Source organism: Luteibacter sp. P1_D3 (assembly GCF_056406135.1).
In genome coordinates this window covers 174,265-189,874 of the sequence record NZ_JBFUAT010000008.1, presented here as the reverse complement: position 1 = coordinate 189,874, position 15,610 = coordinate 174,265, and the positions used below count along the sequence as shown (strand labels likewise).

Here is a 15,610-nt window from a genome sequence, read left to right as displayed (position 1 = left end):
ACAAGGGACCCGAATGCCGGGACGGGGGAAAGCCGACGATCCGATGTACGTCCAGGTCGCCGAGTCGATCGGAAGGGATATCGATTCGGGACGCTTTCAGGTCGGCGCACGCCTGCCCGGAAGCCGCTCGATGGCCGTGGCCCTGGGCGTTTCCCGCACCGTGGTGCTGATGGCTTACGACCAGTTGGAGAGCGAGGGCTACCTGGACTCGCGCTCGGGCAGCGGCACGTACGTGAGCGCCCGCCCCGCCGCCACGTCGGCACGCGAGGTGCTCGCGGAGCAGCACGGCGAGGTGCCAGGAGAGGTGCGCTTGTCCCGCCTGGCCCGGCGGGCCGACCTGCCTGCCGCGCCCGTGATGGAAACGCCCGTCCCCGACGGCCACGTGATCGATCTCGCGCAACCTCGCGTAGCGTCCGACCCACGCAGCCTCAAGGCATGGGTGCAGAACCTGACGGCATTGCTGCGCCGGCGCCACACACCGGACTTTCCCGAGCTGCAAGGTGCCATCGATCTTCGCCGCGCCGTCGCCGGCTACTTGAGCGTCGAGCGTGCGATCGAGGTGGATCCCGACGATGTCCTCATCGTCAGCGGCGCGCAGCAGGCACGCGACCTCATCGCGCGTGTCCTGCTCGACGAAGGTGACAGCGTCGGCGTGGAAGAACCCTGCCACTGGAGCGTCCGTCATACCTATGAAGCCATGGGAACGCGGATCGTGCCTTGCGAGGTCGGTCCGGACGGCATGGACATCGATCGCCACGCGGCGGCGTTACACGGCGTGCGCCTGATCAACGTCGCCCCCTCGTTTCAGTTCCCGACCGGCGTCGTCATGACCGAGGATCGGCGCCGGGCACTTCTGCAATGGGCCTACGCGAACGACGCGTGCCTGGTGGAGGACGACTTCGATTGCGAGCACCGTTTCGGCGTACGTACGTCACCGTCGTTGTGGTCACTGGATCGCCACGGCCGGGTGATCCACGTCAGCAGCTTTGCGCGCTCCATGTTCCCCGCCTTGCAGCTTGGTTACATGCTGGTGCCGCGCGCGCTGCGCGAACGCTTCCTGGCGGTGAAGTGGCTGGCCGATCGAGGCAGCATATCGATGCAACAGCACGTGCTCGCCGCATGCATCGGCAGCGGCCAGTACTTGCGCGACCTTCGACGTATCGCACACGGCCTCGCTCCACGTCACCGGGTCTTGCATGGCACGCTGCAGAGCCGTCTCGGTGACGCCATGACCGTGACCGGCTCGGTGGCCGGTGGATCGCTCTTCATCCACTTTCACGGCTTGCCGCGTTCTGCCACCGACGCGCTGTTGGCCGAGGCACTGAACCGCGGCGTACGCATCCGTTCCGCCGAACGCTTCCACCGGGCGCCGCCCGATCACGTCACCTTGGTGCTCAGCTACGCCGGGGTATCGGAGGCGAACCTCAAGCGAGCCGGGGTCCGGCTTGCCGAGTCCTATCTGGCGGTTGCCGGTTCCTAGCCCGGGAAGAAAAGGTACACCGCGCTATAAGGCACGCGAACTTCCGCGTCGGCATGACCGGCATCGCAACCCGTCGCAGGTGCCACGCCGCCCTCCGTGCGCGTGCGCACCACGTACGCAACCTTGCTCAGCACGCCACTGCCCGTCGTCGACTTCGCATGAATGACGAGCCAGGGAATGGCGCCAGCATCCGGTGACGGCGACGCGTTCAACGCCTCACCGACGACCGTGCTGCCATCGTTCGCCTGCCAGCTCGGCCCCGCGAAGTGCTTGCCGATGACGTTGCCTTTGACGTCGCTCAACGTCGCCTCGGGTGCTTTCAGCGTCCAGGCGTAATTCGTTGCGACCGCCTTACAGGTGTAGATCTGTACGCCCTTGCCGAAGGCTTCGATGGCGGGCGGCTTCGTCGGAGCGCCCTGGGCGCTGGCGATACTTGCACTGCTCATGACGGCGAGAACGCAAGTCTGCAAGATCGTACGAAAGGCGAGCGATGTTTTCATGGGCGAATCCCGGATTGCGCGAGGCCCCGACTATATCGGGTCTCACTGCATCGACGCAGCCACGGCCTTCCCGATTTCCGCGAACCATGCATCGGCCTGCTTCGGTTTCGCGGGCGAATCGCTCAGGAAGACGGCGACGATCATGCGACGACCATCGGGGGCCGTGACGATACCCATGTCGTTCCATGCGCCCAGGCGGTCGTTGTAAGTTCCGGCAGTGCCCGTCTTGTCGGCCAGTTGGAAGCCGGCGGGCAGACCTGCACGAACGCGGTTCGGAATGACCTGCGCCGTCATCATGCCGAGCAACATGTTTGTCGAGGATGGCGACACCAGTGCGCCGGACTGGAGTTTGTCGAGAAAGGTCGCGGCGCCATCGAGGGTTGTCGAGTCGACCTTGCTGGCGAGCACCGCCTGGAAGCCCTTCTTCACACGCGCGTCGGCTGCCTCGTCGGACTCGCCGGCGACGGGCTTCTCGCCGGGCTTCCGCCCGTTCAACATCAGGCTCAGCTCGCGCTCGCCCATGTCGATGCGCATGCCGTGAACACCCTTGCTCTCGAGGAACCCCGTAGCGGCATGACCGCCGCCAAGCAGTCTGAGCAACGCATCGACGGCGGTGTTGTCGCTCTGGGTCACCGCGGCACGAAGCACTTCTTCAACGGACACATCCAGTGCACCCGCCTCGAGCCGCTTGCCGAGCGACGGCACGGCCGAGCCGGGGACGATGTCCGCCGGGACCAGGTGAACCTTTTGATCGAGTTTCAGTTCGCCGCTATCGACGCGCGCCAGCACCGCGGCGGCGATGGGCGCCTTGAACGCGCTCATCATCAGGTAGCTGCGGTCGTCGTTCACCTTGATCGACTTTCCGGTTGCCGGATCCATGACGACGATGCCGAGGGTGCCCGGGCGCGCTTCGCTGGCAATGCGGTCGAGGGATGCCTGCAACCCCGTATCGACGGGGGCGGCAAAGACCGAGCCGGCCACCAGCGAAAGCGTCACGGCACGAAGCATCTGCATCAACATCGGTAAGCCATTCATAGGAAACGGGCGCTCATCGTTGCAATAAATCGGGGTCGGACAACGACGAGAATGTGGCAATTGAGTGGCGGAGGGTGTCATGAACGCTAACGCTGGTGTGGACATGAAACTAGAGATCGTCGTGATCCCCGTGGCCGACGTCGATCGTGCCAAGCGCTTCTACGGCGATCTGGGATGGCGACTGGATGCCGATTACCCTTCCGACGACGGCTACTTCCGCGTCATCCAGTTCACGCCACCGGGTTCCGCTTGTTCCGTGATCTTCGGCAAGAACGTCACCGCCGCCGCTCCTGGTTCGGCGCAAGGCCTCTACCTGATCGTTTCCGATATCGAAGCGGCTCGTCAGGAGCTGCTCGATCGCGGCGTACCGATCAGCGACGTGTTCCACGATGCCGCTGGCGTATATGCCGGGACTGACGAGCCCTATCTCTTCGGGCGGGTACGGATTGGCGGCATCGATCCGGCACGTAGCAGCTATCGCTCCTTTGCCTCGTTCCAGGATCCGGACGGCAATGGCTGGTTGTTCCAGGAAATCACGCAGCGTGCGCCCGGCCGGGTAGAGGCCGCCACGACGTTCCGTTCATCGCAAGACCTCGCAGCGGCGTTGCGGCGGGCGGGTGCCGCACACGGTGAGCACGAGAAGCGCACGGGCGGCAAACACGACGAGAACTGGCCGGACTGGTACGCGGAGTACATCGTCCGTGAACAGGCCGGCGAGGAACTGCCCCTTTAGCGGACAGTTCCGCCGCCACACCCGCGTTAGGCGCGTGCGAGCACCGCCGCCGTCTCCAGATGCGGCGCCATGAACGTCTCCCGATCGGCGCCGAAGTTGAGCGCCATGGTCCCGTTCACGGTGAGCAGGGTGGCATCCGTCACCCCGAGAAAGCCGAACATGGTCTGCAAATAGGGGCCGACGAAGTTGTATTCGTCCCTCTGCGGGCCACCGGTGCCGACGATGAAGGTGGCCTTCTTGCCCGTGAGCAGGCCTGCCGGCGTCGTGCCGTCGCCGTACGAGAACGTGCGCTGGGCGCGCACTACCTGGTCGATCCAGAGCTTGAAGATCGCGGGTACCCCGAAGTTATGCATCGGCACGGCGAACACGTATTCGTTGGCTTCTTCCAGTTCGGCGATCAGCGCATCCGAGATGCGCCAGCGTCTGGGCCTGCGCGTCCGACCGCTGGTCGGCCGGCGTGCGCACGGCATTGACCCAGGACGCATCGATGGGGGGAATCGCCGTGGCATAGAGATCACGCGTCAACACACGGCCGCCGGGGTTGGCGGCGACCCACTGGTCCACGAACGCCGCGGACAGCTGCCGGGTGACTGAATTTTCGAGCATCGGGCTGGAATCGATGTGCAGTAGCTTGGACATGGCTTGGTTCCTAATAGACAAATGACGTTTACACAGCATATGTCTGCCAACGGTAATAGACAAGTGTCGTTTAGACGTCGGGTGCCTATGCCGGTATCCTTGAGCCCAATGACGCCTTCCGTGCCCGCCAGCCTGCCCGCCGTGCAGAAGATCGACCCGCGCATCCTGCGCAGTCGTCGCATGCTCATCGATGCGCTTGCCCGGTTGTTGACCCAGAAGTCGTTTGAAGAGATCTCGGTCCAGGACATCGCCGACGAGGCGACGCTGAATCGCGCCACGTTCTATCTGCACTATCCGGACAAGAGCAGCCTGCTGCAGGCCATGGCGGCAGCGCGCTTCCGCGACCTGGTCGAGCGGCGCGGACTGTCGTTCAACAGCTGCGAGGGTGGACTCCGGGCTATCGCGCTCGGTGTATGCGACTACCTGGCGGCGTCACCGGGGTGTCCGGGCGGGCTCGGCAAGATGCCGCTGGAAGATTCCATCATTGCGGTGGTGGAAGACATCTTCCGCGAAGGATCCGGCCAGCATCAGGTCGTGCCAGGCGTCGACCCGGAACTGGTGTTCACCACGGCGGCGTGGGCCATCTTCGGCGCGGCCCGCCTCTGGCTGACGATGCGCGATCGCGTATCGGCCGAGGAGATGGCGGACAGGATCGAAGCGATCGTCCTGCCCATGTTGATGCACGCCACCGAGCGATAACGCGTCAGCCGTCGGTCGATCGCGTCAGGCTCTCCCACGTGTCGATATCAGCCTTCATGGCGGCCAGCTTTTCGCGTACGAGAGTCAACGCATCGCTGCCGAGCAGAAGATGCGCCGGCGGCTCGGGCAGGCTGACCAGGGTCAGGATGGCCTCGGCAGCCTTCGCCGGATCACCGAGCTGCTTGCCGTTCTTTTCTTCCCGCGCCTTGCGGATCGGATCGAAGGTGGCGTCGTAGTCGGCGATGCTTCGCGGCGAGCGCTGCATCGACCGGCCCGCCCAGTCCGTGCGGAAGCTGCCGGGTGCGACGGCGGTGACATGCACACCAAACGGTTTCAATTCCTTGCCGAGCACTTCGCTGATGCCTTCGAGAGCGAACTTGCTGCCGCAGTAATACGCGATCCCGGGCATCGTGATGAAGCCGCCCATCGAGGTGATAGTGACGATGTGTCCGCGGCGACGCTCACGGAATCGCGGCACGAAGGCCTGGGTGACCGCCACGGCGCCGAACACGTTCACCTCGAACTGGCGACGCATCTCGTCGAGCGGCGACTCCTCGAAGATGCCTTCGTGACCGTATCCCGCGTTGTTCACGAGCACGTCGACCGGACCGAAGCGCGATTCCGCATCGGCAACCGCGGCGGGAATCGCATCAATCTCGGTGACGTCCAGCAGGATGGCGTGCGCGTGATCGTCGTGCAGCGCCTCGAAGGCACGGCGCGCTTCCTCGTTGCGAACGGTGCCGATCACTCGATGGCCGACGGACAAGGCCTCCCGGGACAATGCCCGGCCGAAGCCACTGCTGACGCCGGTGATGAAAAGGGTCTTGCTGCTAATGGATAGCCTCCTGGTCTGGACAGGTGGCCATCGTAGGCTTCCGGTGCGTTGGGCCCCATGGCCTGTCATATGGCGTGATTGCCTGATCCTATGAGTGGCGCTTGCGGAGACGTGCCTGAAGCCGGAGAGTGGGCGCATGGATACACTCGTCCGCCGTCGCATGATCGGCCTCCTCCGCGCCCTCGCGTCGGCGGAGGGCTACACCCTGACGCCGTTGCCGGACGTGCGCTTACTTCGTGCCGACCGACCGTTGAGTCGTACGCCTGTGCTCTATGAGCCCGGCATCGTCATCGTCGTGCAGGGACGCAAACGCGGCCTCCTGGGCGACGAGGTCTTCGTCTACGACGAGCAGCACTATCTGGTGGTGTCCGTACCTGTCCCCTTCACCATGGAGACAGACGCCACCGCAGCGGAGCCGTTGCTGGCGATCTATTTCCGTCTCGATCATGCGATGGCCGCCGAACTCTGCCTGCAGATCGACGAGCACCACGGCGCATCGGCGGCGGCACCGCGCGGACTGTATGCGTCGCCCATGGAAGACGCGCTGGCGGCATCGGTGCTGCGCCTGCTCGAGGCACTGGCGAGCCCACCGGAAGGCGAACTGCTCGGCGCGGCACTCGTACGAGAGATCTATTACCGGATCCTCTCCGGTGCACAGGGTGGGTCGTTACGCGCGGCGTTGGCACAGCAAGGCAAGTTCGGGATGGTCGCGCGCGCGATCCGGATGATCCATAGCCGCTACGGCGAATCGCTGAGCATCGACGAACTGGCCAGTGAAGCGGCGATGAGCGCACCCACCTTCCACGCGCATTTCCGCGCGATGACCGGCACCTCGCCGATGCGCTACGTGCAATCGACTCGCCTGCACCAGGCGCGATTGATGATGCTTCGCCAGCACACCACCGCCGCCGCGGCAGCCGCTGCCGTCGGCTACGAGAGCGCGTCGCAATTCAGCCGGGAATTCGGGCGTTTGTTCGGAAGACCCCCGGTGGAAGAGGTGGAACGCATGAAGCGGAACTTCGCCATGCCGGCGGCGCTGACGCCCTCGCCGTTCGTTTCGTCGCACTGAAGACGGGGCTATGTCACTGCTTTTATTGCTATTTYCAAGAGGGGCGGGCGGGAGATCGGAGCCGGAGTGAGGCATCCCTCAATACCCGGCCGGCCCAGTTCATCCTGCCGCAAGGAATTGAAAGGCACACTCGATCCAGCAATAACCCCGGCCTCGTGCCTCGTACGGAGATAGACCCATGCGCCATTCCGCCCTGCTGCTGGCCGGTTCCCTCGGCCTGATCCTGGCCTCGAACGCCTTCGCATCCGACCGACCCGACCCGGGCAAGCTGACCACCCGCTGCCTGGATGCCGCGGCGAAGAAGTACGACGTCAAGAACGACTACATCCAACTCCAGCCGATCCAGGCTGCGGACTCAGGCTCCGGTTACTCCATCGCCGGTGTCGCTGACGCAGGCATGGACGGCAAGAAGAACTTCACCTGCCAGTTCGACAAGAAGGGCAAGCTCGCTAACCTCGTTCCCGAAGGTAAGTAAGCGGGGAGATGGGTGGCCGCGCGCAGGGCGCGGTCACCTCCGCCCGGTAACAGGGCCGTACTGTTCATAGCACCGATGAGAACGCGAGAATCGAAGCATTGGCTCACCGCGATACTCAGCAGGAAGCTTCCGTCGATTTGACGAACGCCAGCTGCATTGCAAGAAATTCGGGGAACGGCAGATCGGCCGGTGAAATTCCTGCCTTCTGGCAGCTAACAGGAAGCGCTTTCTGAAAGCGCTGAAGATCGGCAATGATCCGCTTGGGGCCAGGAAGGTCCTGCCCTGTTTCCGTGCGTAGCCAGTTCCGCACTCTCAAAATCATTCGCTCAACGTCGCCATCGTGCGCCTGAAGGTCTTGGCCTGAGATATCCGAAAGGTACTTCTGATAGCTATATTTCTCTCTTTCGAGGATCAGCACCTTGTGCTTCGAGTGGCTGTCACCAGCGGCTCTGATCCCCAAAGTGAGGCCAAGCTCGAAGGGCATGTTAAAGCGCGGAAGGTGATTGGCTGCATCTAGCTCGACGGCAGAAAGATCGTGGATGCTGAGTGGCGATGCCTTGATGAGGCGAGCAATCTTGTCCATGCGAACTTCACCACCATCTCCGCTCTCGAGTGCAGACCTTGGTTGAAATCCGCAGGCCACAACGGCGAAGACCATGGCATCGAAGAGATCGCTATAGTCTTCTGTAAATGGGCAGTTGATGAAGACGTTTGTAAGTGACGTCCCGATCCCTTCATCCATGGCTACGGCTGGTTAGGCGCTTCGGTTATCCGAGGTCTCGGATACTTTTTGGCATCAAGAGGACCCTCAGCAGCGATCAACGCCAATGCCTCCTTCATGGCAGCGGAGCGCTGAGCATCTGTGAGAAGCGCACCAGGGGTGGGGAAGCCCTGAACAGGGTAGTTCTTCTTTTTAGCAGGCATGGTCATTCATCTCGCTTCGTATGTTGGAATACGGTGTACAACAATTGCCCTTGAGTCAGCGTTTCTTGGCTGTCCTGGATGCCACTTTGAGCACCAAGCGGTCCGTAAAACGCCAACCGACGAGCAGGCCCTCGACTGCCATCGACGCCAGCGCCGCATCCATCACAGCCGCGCGCTTAGCTCGTGAAAGCAGGGTCCCGCGGGTGGGATAGGGGATGTTCTCGATGGGATATTTCATTCGCTTTGCCATCCGCAAATGATATCCCTTTCGCTGACGACAACTTCGTCATCAAACGCTTGTACTCGCAGGTTTTGTCGCCCGAATTTTCGTAGGCAATCACTCAACCACTTCGTCCAAAGATGACGCGCAAGAAATACGCGCACCACACCTACAGACAACACGAAGTTGTTTTGCTACGTTCCTAACCGTTGCCCGCGTCGTCGACACAAACGCCTCGCAGACAACCATCGCCTCATGCGGTGAAGAAGCGCGAGCCAGAGGTGCAACGAACACCTCTGACCCGCTGACCAAAACCAACTTACGAGAGTTGATATGGCTGATACCAATCATACGGCACGCGCTCGCCCGCCGAATCCCCCAGGCGGCACACCCACCGGTTACCGAGGCGTCTGCTTTCGTCGCAGACACGGTTGACGAGTCGCGGCGCCAGCCCTTTTTCTAAGAAGTTTCTTGGCCGTCTTACCCGGCGCGTAGCCGCGTGGACCGCTGAAGCACGCTGACGCCGCAATCTACATCGTCAACGCACACCGTCCGTCGCCCGGTCACGGGCCGCCGGTGAACCCGCGAGTCCGTTTGGGCCGCGGCACGTCGTGTACTGCATGGCGTGCCGCACCCGGATTCGCAGCGACTATCGCAAGGAGAGACGCAGTGACTACATCCCGCAGCGACAGCATGGATGGCCGGCTTATGTATCACGTTGACCCGGAGGCGTCGGCACACGAACTGATGAACGCAGCCACGGAGTGGCTTCAATACGCGCGCGGCATCACGGGGCTGCTGGCCGATCTCGTTCATGAAGCCGAGGTGGTCGATTGCCAACGCATGGCTCTCGGTCTGGAAGCCATCGGTGCACTGACGCTGATGGGCGTTCAATGCACGGCACAGGCGCACGTTCGGCTCTGTTGGGAGCAGACGCAAACGCCCCTCACTCCATAAGCGCGGGCCACGAGGGTCGGTGTAACCGGTAGCGCCGTTGTCGCGAACTACCCCGCATGAACCGAACCTCGCTTTCCCGACTCACCACCGCGCCATGGCCCTTACCGGGCGGTTGGCACGCCGTGCCCCTTCGACTGATCGTCGGCCTTGGCTTCCTGGAACACGGCTACGCAAAGCTCGCCCGCGGCCCCGATGCCTTCATCGCGATCCTCCACGCGATGGGGATGCCGTTCGCGGATGTGCTCGGCTGGGCCACGATAGGTATCGAGGTCGTCGGCGGATTGTTGGTCCTGCTGGGCGCGTTCATTCCGGTGGCGGCGTTGCCGATGCTCGTGGTGCTGCTGGTCGCGACGGTGACGGCGCATCTGCCGAACGGCTTCAGCTCCATCAAGTTGCTGTCCTATGACGCGGCGGGAGCGCACTTCGGTCAGCCGGGCTATGAGACGGACTTGCTCTACGCGGCAGGGATACTTGCCTTGTGCCTCGGCGGGGCGGGCCCATGGGCGATCGATACCTACCGGATCGCTCGGCAGGCGAGAACGCGCCCCCAAGACTGAGGCACGGCCCGCGATCACCCACTGGCATCACCCCCGCGGACAAACCCGTTCAGCCGACGGCCGAAGCGCCCGTCGCTTGCGCCAGCTGGGCAGCAAAAGCCCGCTGGTACGCCGGCCGCGCCTCGCCACGTGCAACGTAGGCGGCCAGGTTCGGAAACTCATCCAGAATGCCGGACATCCGCAACCGGAGCAGCACGGACACCATGATCAGGTCGCCTGCGCTGAACTCGCCATCGAGCCACTCCGCATCACCCAAGCGGGCAGAAAGCGGACGAAGTCGCTGGCGGATGCGATCGAAGACCAGGGGCATCCGCTCTTTCGACCAGGGCTTGTCGCCTTCCGCAAACTTGACGACGACGATTTCAAGAATCGATGGCTCGACGGAATTGAGCGCGGCGAACATCCACATGATCGCCCGCGCGCGCGCATTCGCATCGCTCGGCAACAGCCCCGCGTAGTGTTCCGCGATGTGGAAGACGATGGCGCCGCTTTCGAACAGGCACAGATCGCCCTCCTCGTAGGTCGGGATCTGCCCGAAGGGATTCATGCACAGATGCGTGGACTGCTTCAGCGCTTCGAACGAGAGGGGGCGCACGTTGTACGGCTGGCCCACTTCTTCCAGCGCCCAACGCACGCGCGTGTCGCGCGAGAGCCCCTTGCCACCGTCGGGTGAGTGTTCGAATGCGGTGATCGTGATCGTCATGGCGTACGTCTCCTGAATCGGCCTTCGGGCGAGCGGGTTGCCTTGCCTTACCTATCCCGTCGAACGAGCGGCGTGTCGTTCGACATCTCACACATAAGGTGTCCCCGCGAGGGCGGCATCGACGCCTTTGAAACCCTGCGCCATCACTCTCTCAAACGCCGCCACCGGATCCTGCCCCTCCCGAAAGGCACGAAGCGCATCGCCGTAAGCCACCACGAGGGTGGAAACCAGCATGCACGCGGCGAGGCGCGCGTCGGGATCGGTGGGAGGCCTGCCCAGCGCATCGGCAAGCATCGCGGCAAGATCGTCGCCAAGCGTCACCTGCAACTCGCGCGCATAGGTCGTGAGCGAAGGACTCGCCCCGACGGTACGCCAGAACTGAATCGGCCGGGCGGACATCTGAAAGATCGGATGGCCTGTGTCCACGAGGGCCCGCATGGCAGCTTCGAACGCACGAACCGGGGACTTCGCTCCACGGTCCGTGATCGCATCGCGCACCAGGGCTCGAACCTCCTCCTCCCGATCGAAGATCAGATCCTCCTTGCGCAGGAAGTAGTTGAACACCGTCTTCCGGGCCACCCCGGCCTCACGCGCCACCTCGGCCACCGAGACGTTTTCAAAGCCGCGCTCGATGAACAGGCGTGTCGCGACATGGGATATCGCCTGTCGCGTCTCCGCCTTTTTCTTGTTCCGAAGCCCGTCCGGTTTTGACATCTGGCCCTGTGCCCTGTAGAAACTTACACCCAGTGTAACTATTTAGAGGGCGGCGTGCCTGCCGCCCACCTGAGGATATCGCCTTGATCTACGACGTTGTGGTGGCCGGCGCGGGCCCGGTCGGCCTGTTCCTGGCCTGCGAACTGCGCCTGGCTGGGCTGTCGGTACTGGTGCTGGAAGCGCAGGCCGATCCGCGGTCTCCCCTGAAGCGCCTGCCCTTCGGCATGCGCGGCCTTTCCGCGCCCTCGATCGACGGCTTCGACCGTCGCGGCATGCTGGATGAGATCGCGGCACGCCAGCCGGGGCGAGACGGCGTCGGTCCCGGCGCGGCGGGCGCCGCCCATTGGATGGACCAGACTCGACGCCCGGCCGGCCATTTCGCCGGCATCCAGTTCTACGAGGACAAGGTCGATCGCTCAGCCTGGCCTTGGCGCCAGCCGAGTCCGGCCGCCACCAGCATGATGGTCACCATGGAGTCTCTGGAGCTCACGCTCGAGGCGCGGGCCGTGGCGATGGGCGCGGATATCCGGCGCGGTGCTGGCGTCGATGGTCTCGACCAGGACGACGAGGGCGTGCGCGTCACCGCGGCGAATGAAGTGTTTCGCGGCCGTTGGCTCGTCGGTTGCGATGGTGGCCGCAGCACAGTGCGCAAGGCTGGTGGCTTCGACTTCGTCGGCACCGATCCGAAATTCACCGGCTACTCCGTGGATGTCGAGCTGGCCGAGCCGCATGCGCTTCGGCCCGGCCGCCACTACACGCCGACGGGGATGTACACGTACGGCGCACCCGGAACGGTTGCCATGGTCGAGTTCGATGGCGGCGCCTGTCACCGGATGCAGCCGATCTCGCTCGAGCACGTGCAGGGAGTGCTCCGACGCGTCTCGGGAACGGACGTGACGGTGACGGCACTTCGGCTGGCGACGACGTGGACCGATCGCGCCTTCCAGGCGACGTCGTATCGCCGTGGACGCGTGTTGCTCGCCGGCGACGCCGCGCACATTCACTCTCCCTTGGGCGGTCAGGGCCTGAACCTCGGGCTCGGCGATGCCATGAATCTCGGCTGGAAGCTGGCCGCGACCCTTCGGGGCGATGCACCCGAGGGATTGCTGGATACCTACACGACCGAGCGCCATCCGGTCGGTGCCAGCGTGCTCGACTGGTCACGCGCGCAGGTGGCGCTGATGCGGCCCAGCCGGAGTTCGCGTGCACTCGAGGCTATCGTCCGAGACCTGATCGACACGCGTGATGGGGCGACGTATTTCGCGGGGCGCGTCTCGGGTGTGACGCTCCGCTACGACCTGGGATCGGATCATCCGCTGGTGGGGCGTAGCGTCCCCGATTTTGAGCTGGCGGACGGAACACGACTAGGCGAACGCCTCAGAAGCGGCAAGGGTCTTCTGCTCGAATTCGATCCGTGCGCGCCGCTGCAGGACTTTGCAAACTTCGGCGATCGCGTCGAGTACATCGGCGGCAACACGAGCAACGGCAATGATCAACTGGGTTCGCGCGCCCTGCTCGTGCGGCCCGACGGCATCGTCGCGTGGGCGACCGAGGAAGAAGCGGCTCTTAATGACGTGATTTGTAACGTGTCGCGATGGTTCGGCGAGGCATAATCGGCGATTGCAGATAGAAGGGCGTGTGTCATGGCAGTCGAAGATTCGCAGCGTATCGTCATCGCCGGCGGCGGTATCGCCGGCCTCGCCACCTGGCGCGCCTTGAAGCAACGCGACATCGCGTCCCTCGTGGTCGAGCGCCGGCCCGTGGCGGCCGATGGCGGCCTTGCCATCAATCTTCCAGGGAATGCCATCGCGGCACTCGAGCAACTCGGCCTCAGCGCCGACATCGCGCGGCTGGGACACCCGGTGCGCAAGCGTGAGTACCGTTCGCGCGATGATCGCCTGCTTGCCGCGATCGACGAAGACAGCTTCTGGGGCGAGGCGCACCGCCCGCGCGCGGTGCGTCGCGCCGACCTGATGGCGATGCTCGGCAACGGCATGGAGGCTTCCGAACTCCGGTCGGATCGCGCCATCGCCTCCGTCCAGCAAGATCCTTCGACCGTCCATGTCCGCCTGGACAACGATGAGCAACTCGCCACACGCCTGCTGGTCGGCGCCGATGGCGTGCGCTCCACCGTGCGCCAGGCGGTCATGGGGGCGTCGCAGCCGTCCGCCGCGCATATCGCCTCGGCTAGCTGGCGTTTCATGGCGCCCAATCCCGGCGTCGATGGCTGGACGGTGTGGACGGGCGAGCACGGCACGATCCTGCTGCTTCCCATCGACGATGCGACGGTCTATGGCTGGGTCGCGGTGAGTTCCTCGGATGTCGCGGGCGACGACCTGAAGCAGTTGGACCGGGCCTTTCGCGACTTCCCCGAGCGCGTGCGCAAAGCGCTCGCCTGGGCGCTCGCTCATCCGGCGTCGCTCTACCATTCGCCCATCGAGGAAGTGCGCCTGAGCCGCTGGAGCGAAGGTCGGGTCGTCCTTCTCGGTGACGCGGCGCACGCCACGGCACCGGTGTGGGCCGAAGGTGCGGCGCTGGCGATGGAAGATGCGCTCGCACTCGCCGGCATCGTCTCGGACACCGGCGACATGGCCGCGGTCGGCCGGCGTTTCGAGCAGGCGCGCCAGCCTCGCGTGGCGCATGTGCAGGCCATGACGGATCGTCTGTCGAAGTCGGCGCGACTGCCTTATGGGCTGCGCCGTTTCATCATGCCGTTTGTCGTCCCGCGCAGTTATCGGGCCACATACACGTTACTCAAGCAGGCCTGATGCCGGCGCCACGGCCGTGGCGCAAATGACCCCAAAGTTGGCACTCGCGGCGATACCGTCCGCGAGTGCCAGCCGCCAGACTTGTCCTCGTCCCCATCGCGGTGCCTACGAGGCCAGTCCCATGACGCTTTCGCCCGAACTCCACACGCTGGCCCTCGTTTGCGCGGCCACCGCCCTGATGTGGATTCCCTATATGACGGCGCGCATCCTGACGCGCGGCACCGTCAAGGCACTGGCCAATCCCGATCCTTCCTTTACGCCCGATCCTGCGTGGGCGGAACGGGCGCGGCGTGCCCATGCCAACGCGGTCGAGAACCTCGCCGTGTTCGCTCCGCTGGTGATCGTGGCCTCGCTGATGAGCGTCTCCACCCCAGCGACCGTGCTTGCCGCCAAGGTCTATCTCTGGGCCCGTCTCATCCACTATGTCGTTTATTCGGCGGGTATTCCCGTGGTGCGGACGCTTGCCTTCGTGGTGGGGTGCGGCGCAACGCTGGTCATCGCCGCGGCTGTGCTGCTCTGATCGACGATCAGGTCGCCTTTACTTCGCCACCGTCCATCCGGATCGTCGAACCCGTCATCCACTTCGCGCCTGGCGACACGAGGAAAGCCATGAGTTCGGCAATCTCCTCCGGCTCACCGTAGCGGGCGATGCCCGCCTCGCGAGGGAACGCCGTGGTGGCTTCTTCCACCGTCATGCTGTGTGACGGTGCCCAATGCTCGAGATAGGAACGACGGCGGCCCGTCATGACGGGACCCGGCAAGACACTGTTGACCTGCACGCCATCCGCGATCCCACGATCTGAAAAGGCCTTGGCGAGTGCGACGATCGCCGCGTTGATCGTGGCGACGGCTGCATAGGGGGCCTTCGGCGTCTCGGCGGAATTTCCCGAGATGAGGACGACCGAACCGTGAGTCGCCTTCAGCGCCGGCCACGCTTCGATCGTCAGGCGACGCGCCCCGTGGAGCTTGAGCGCCATGCCTGCGTCCCATTGTTCGTCGGTCATCGCGAACAGATCGATCTGCGGTACCGCGCCGGCGATGTTGAGCAGGGCGTCGATGCGACCGAAGGTTGCCAGCGTCTGCTCGACCACGGCTTTCGCCGAGGCTGGTGCACCGAGATCCATGTCGATGACGAGTGCTTCCGCACCCTCCCGACGAATGTCGGAGGCCGTCGACTCCAGGGCTTCCTTGTTGCGCGCGACTAGCACGATCGCGCCGAAATCCCGCGCAAGGCGTAGTGCCGTGGATCGACCGATACCCTGACTTGCTCCCGTGACAATGGCGACTGTCTTTGACATGGCG

At 64.2% G+C, this 15,610-nt stretch carries 20 protein-coding genes; 10 read left to right on the top strand and 10 right to left on the bottom strand.

What is annotated here, in order from left to right:
* The first annotated feature begins 43 nt into the window (after window positions 1-43).
* Window positions 44-1,480, top strand: a complete 1,437-nt coding sequence (gene pdxR / locus AC1DYM_RS08065) for a MocR-like pyridoxine biosynthesis transcription factor PdxR (RefSeq protein ID WP_477337456.1) — start codon at window positions 44-46, stop codon at window positions 1,478-1,480.
* Here the strand turns inward: pdxR and AC1DYM_RS08060 are convergent.
* Together AC1DYM_RS08060 and bla are read right to left on the bottom strand one after the other, a co-directional pair.
* Window positions 1,477-1,980 (bottom strand): DUF3455 domain-containing protein, encoded by a 504-nt coding sequence (locus tag AC1DYM_RS08060; RefSeq protein ID WP_477337455.1) that lies wholly within the window; start codon window positions 1,978-1,980, stop codon window positions 1,477-1,479. The two genes, pdxR and AC1DYM_RS08060, sit on opposite strands and share 4 nt — an antisense overlap.
* 42 nt (window positions 1,981-2,022) lie before the next feature.
* Window positions 2,023-2,994, bottom strand: coding sequence for a class A beta-lactamase (gene bla / locus AC1DYM_RS08055; protein ID WP_477337454.1), 972 nt, complete (start codon window positions 2,992-2,994; stop codon window positions 2,023-2,025).
* A gap of 100 nt (window positions 2,995-3,094) precedes the next feature.
* On the opposite strand from bla, the gene AC1DYM_RS08050 reads away from it, so the two are divergent.
* Window positions 3,095-3,748 carry a VOC family protein gene (locus tag AC1DYM_RS08050; RefSeq protein WP_477337453.1) on the top strand — a complete coding sequence of 218 codons (654 nt, stop codon included), beginning with the start codon at window positions 3,095-3,097 and terminating at the stop codon, window positions 3,746-3,748.
* A gap of 26 nt (window positions 3,749-3,774) precedes the next feature.
* On the opposite strand, the gene AC1DYM_RS08045 is transcribed toward AC1DYM_RS08050, so the two are convergent.
* Together AC1DYM_RS08045 and AC1DYM_RS08040 are read right to left on the bottom strand one after the other, a co-directional pair.
* Complete coding sequence (locus AC1DYM_RS08045) at window positions 3,775-4,116, bottom strand: NAD(P)H-dependent oxidoreductase (protein WP_477337452.1); 342 nt, start codon at window positions 4,114-4,116, stop codon at window positions 3,775-3,777.
* Window positions 4,094-4,387: an NAD(P)H-dependent oxidoreductase gene (locus AC1DYM_RS08040; protein WP_477337451.1), complete on the bottom strand. Its 294-nt coding sequence runs from the start codon at window positions 4,385-4,387 to the stop codon at window positions 4,094-4,096. Before AC1DYM_RS08040 ends, AC1DYM_RS08045 begins: the two co-directional genes overlap by 23 nt.
* 120 nt (window positions 4,388-4,507) lie before the next feature.
* Between AC1DYM_RS08040 and AC1DYM_RS08035 the strand changes: the two genes are divergently transcribed.
* Complete coding sequence (locus AC1DYM_RS08035) at window positions 4,508-5,086, top strand: TetR/AcrR family transcriptional regulator (protein ID WP_477337450.1); 579 nt, start codon at window positions 4,508-4,510, stop codon at window positions 5,084-5,086.
* Between the two features lie 4 nt (window positions 5,087-5,090).
* On the opposite strand, the gene AC1DYM_RS08030 is transcribed toward AC1DYM_RS08035, so the two are convergent.
* The gene (locus AC1DYM_RS08030) at window positions 5,091-5,921 is read right to left on the bottom strand and encodes an oxidoreductase (protein WP_477337475.1); all 831 of its coding nucleotides are present in this window, start codon (window positions 5,919-5,921) and stop codon (window positions 5,091-5,093) included.
* Window positions 5,922-6,057: 136 nt separating this feature from the next.
* Here AC1DYM_RS08030 and AC1DYM_RS08025 point away from each other — a divergent pair, with 136 nt between their 5' ends.
* Window positions 6,058-6,990 (top strand): AraC family transcriptional regulator, encoded by a 933-nt coding sequence (locus tag AC1DYM_RS08025; RefSeq protein ID WP_477337449.1) that lies wholly within the window; start codon window positions 6,058-6,060, stop codon window positions 6,988-6,990.
* Between the two features lie 178 nt (window positions 6,991-7,168).
* Window positions 7,169-7,465, top strand: coding sequence for a hypothetical protein (locus AC1DYM_RS08020; protein WP_477337448.1), 297 nt, complete (start codon window positions 7,169-7,171; stop codon window positions 7,463-7,465).
* Window positions 7,466-7,580: 115 nt separating this feature from the next.
* On the opposite strand, the gene AC1DYM_RS08015 is transcribed toward AC1DYM_RS08020, so the two are convergent.
* Both AC1DYM_RS08015 and AC1DYM_RS08010 read right to left on the bottom strand, forming a co-directional pair.
* Window positions 7,581-8,207 (bottom strand): hypothetical protein, encoded by a 627-nt coding sequence (locus AC1DYM_RS08015; protein ID WP_477337447.1) that lies wholly within the window; start codon window positions 8,205-8,207, stop codon window positions 7,581-7,583.
* Window positions 8,208-8,444: 237 nt separating this feature from the next.
* A complete protein-coding gene (locus AC1DYM_RS08010) occupies window positions 8,445-8,627 on the bottom strand; it encodes a hypothetical protein (protein WP_477337446.1) in 183 nt (60 codons plus the stop codon).
* Between the two features lie 651 nt (window positions 8,628-9,278).
* Between AC1DYM_RS08010 and AC1DYM_RS08005 the strand changes: the two genes are divergently transcribed.
* Window positions 9,279-9,566, top strand: a complete 288-nt coding sequence (locus tag AC1DYM_RS08005; RefSeq protein ID WP_477337445.1) for a hypothetical protein — start codon at window positions 9,279-9,281, stop codon at window positions 9,564-9,566.
* Window positions 9,567-9,622: 56 nt separating this feature from the next.
* Window positions 9,623-10,123, top strand: coding sequence for a DoxX family protein (locus AC1DYM_RS08000; protein WP_477337444.1), 501 nt, complete (start codon window positions 9,623-9,625; stop codon window positions 10,121-10,123).
* 49 nt (window positions 10,124-10,172) lie between these two features.
* Here the strand turns inward: AC1DYM_RS08000 and AC1DYM_RS07995 are convergent, their stop codons facing one another.
* Both AC1DYM_RS07995 and AC1DYM_RS07990 read right to left on the bottom strand, forming a co-directional pair.
* On the bottom strand, window positions 10,173-10,826 hold the full coding sequence (locus AC1DYM_RS07995; RefSeq protein WP_477337443.1) for a glutathione S-transferase family protein: 654 nt from the start codon (window positions 10,824-10,826) through the stop codon (window positions 10,173-10,175).
* A gap of 87 nt (window positions 10,827-10,913) precedes the next feature.
* Window positions 10,914-11,540: a TetR/AcrR family transcriptional regulator gene (locus AC1DYM_RS07990; RefSeq protein ID WP_477337442.1), complete on the bottom strand. Its 627-nt coding sequence runs from the start codon at window positions 11,538-11,540 to the stop codon at window positions 10,914-10,916.
* Between the two features lie 83 nt (window positions 11,541-11,623).
* On the opposite strand from AC1DYM_RS07990, the gene AC1DYM_RS07985 reads away from it, so the two are divergent.
* From AC1DYM_RS07985 to AC1DYM_RS07975, 3 genes are all read left to right on the top strand, one after another.
* Window positions 11,624-13,153, top strand: a complete 1,530-nt coding sequence (locus AC1DYM_RS07985) for an FAD-dependent monooxygenase (protein WP_477337441.1) — start codon at window positions 11,624-11,626, stop codon at window positions 13,151-13,153.
* 30 nt (window positions 13,154-13,183) lie between these two features.
* Window positions 13,184-14,308, top strand: coding sequence for an FAD-dependent oxidoreductase (locus tag AC1DYM_RS07980; RefSeq protein WP_477337440.1), 1,125 nt, complete (start codon window positions 13,184-13,186; stop codon window positions 14,306-14,308).
* Window positions 14,309-14,429: 121 nt separating this feature from the next.
* Window positions 14,430-14,828: an MAPEG family protein gene (locus tag AC1DYM_RS07975; protein WP_477337439.1), complete on the top strand. Its 399-nt coding sequence runs from the start codon at window positions 14,430-14,432 to the stop codon at window positions 14,826-14,828.
* A gap of 7 nt (window positions 14,829-14,835) precedes the next feature.
* Here the strand turns inward: AC1DYM_RS07975 and AC1DYM_RS07970 are convergent, their stop codons facing one another.
* Window positions 14,836-15,606 (bottom strand): SDR family oxidoreductase, encoded by a 771-nt coding sequence (locus AC1DYM_RS07970; protein ID WP_477337438.1) that lies wholly within the window; start codon window positions 15,604-15,606, stop codon window positions 14,836-14,838.
* Window positions 15,607-15,610 lie beyond the last annotated feature (4 nt).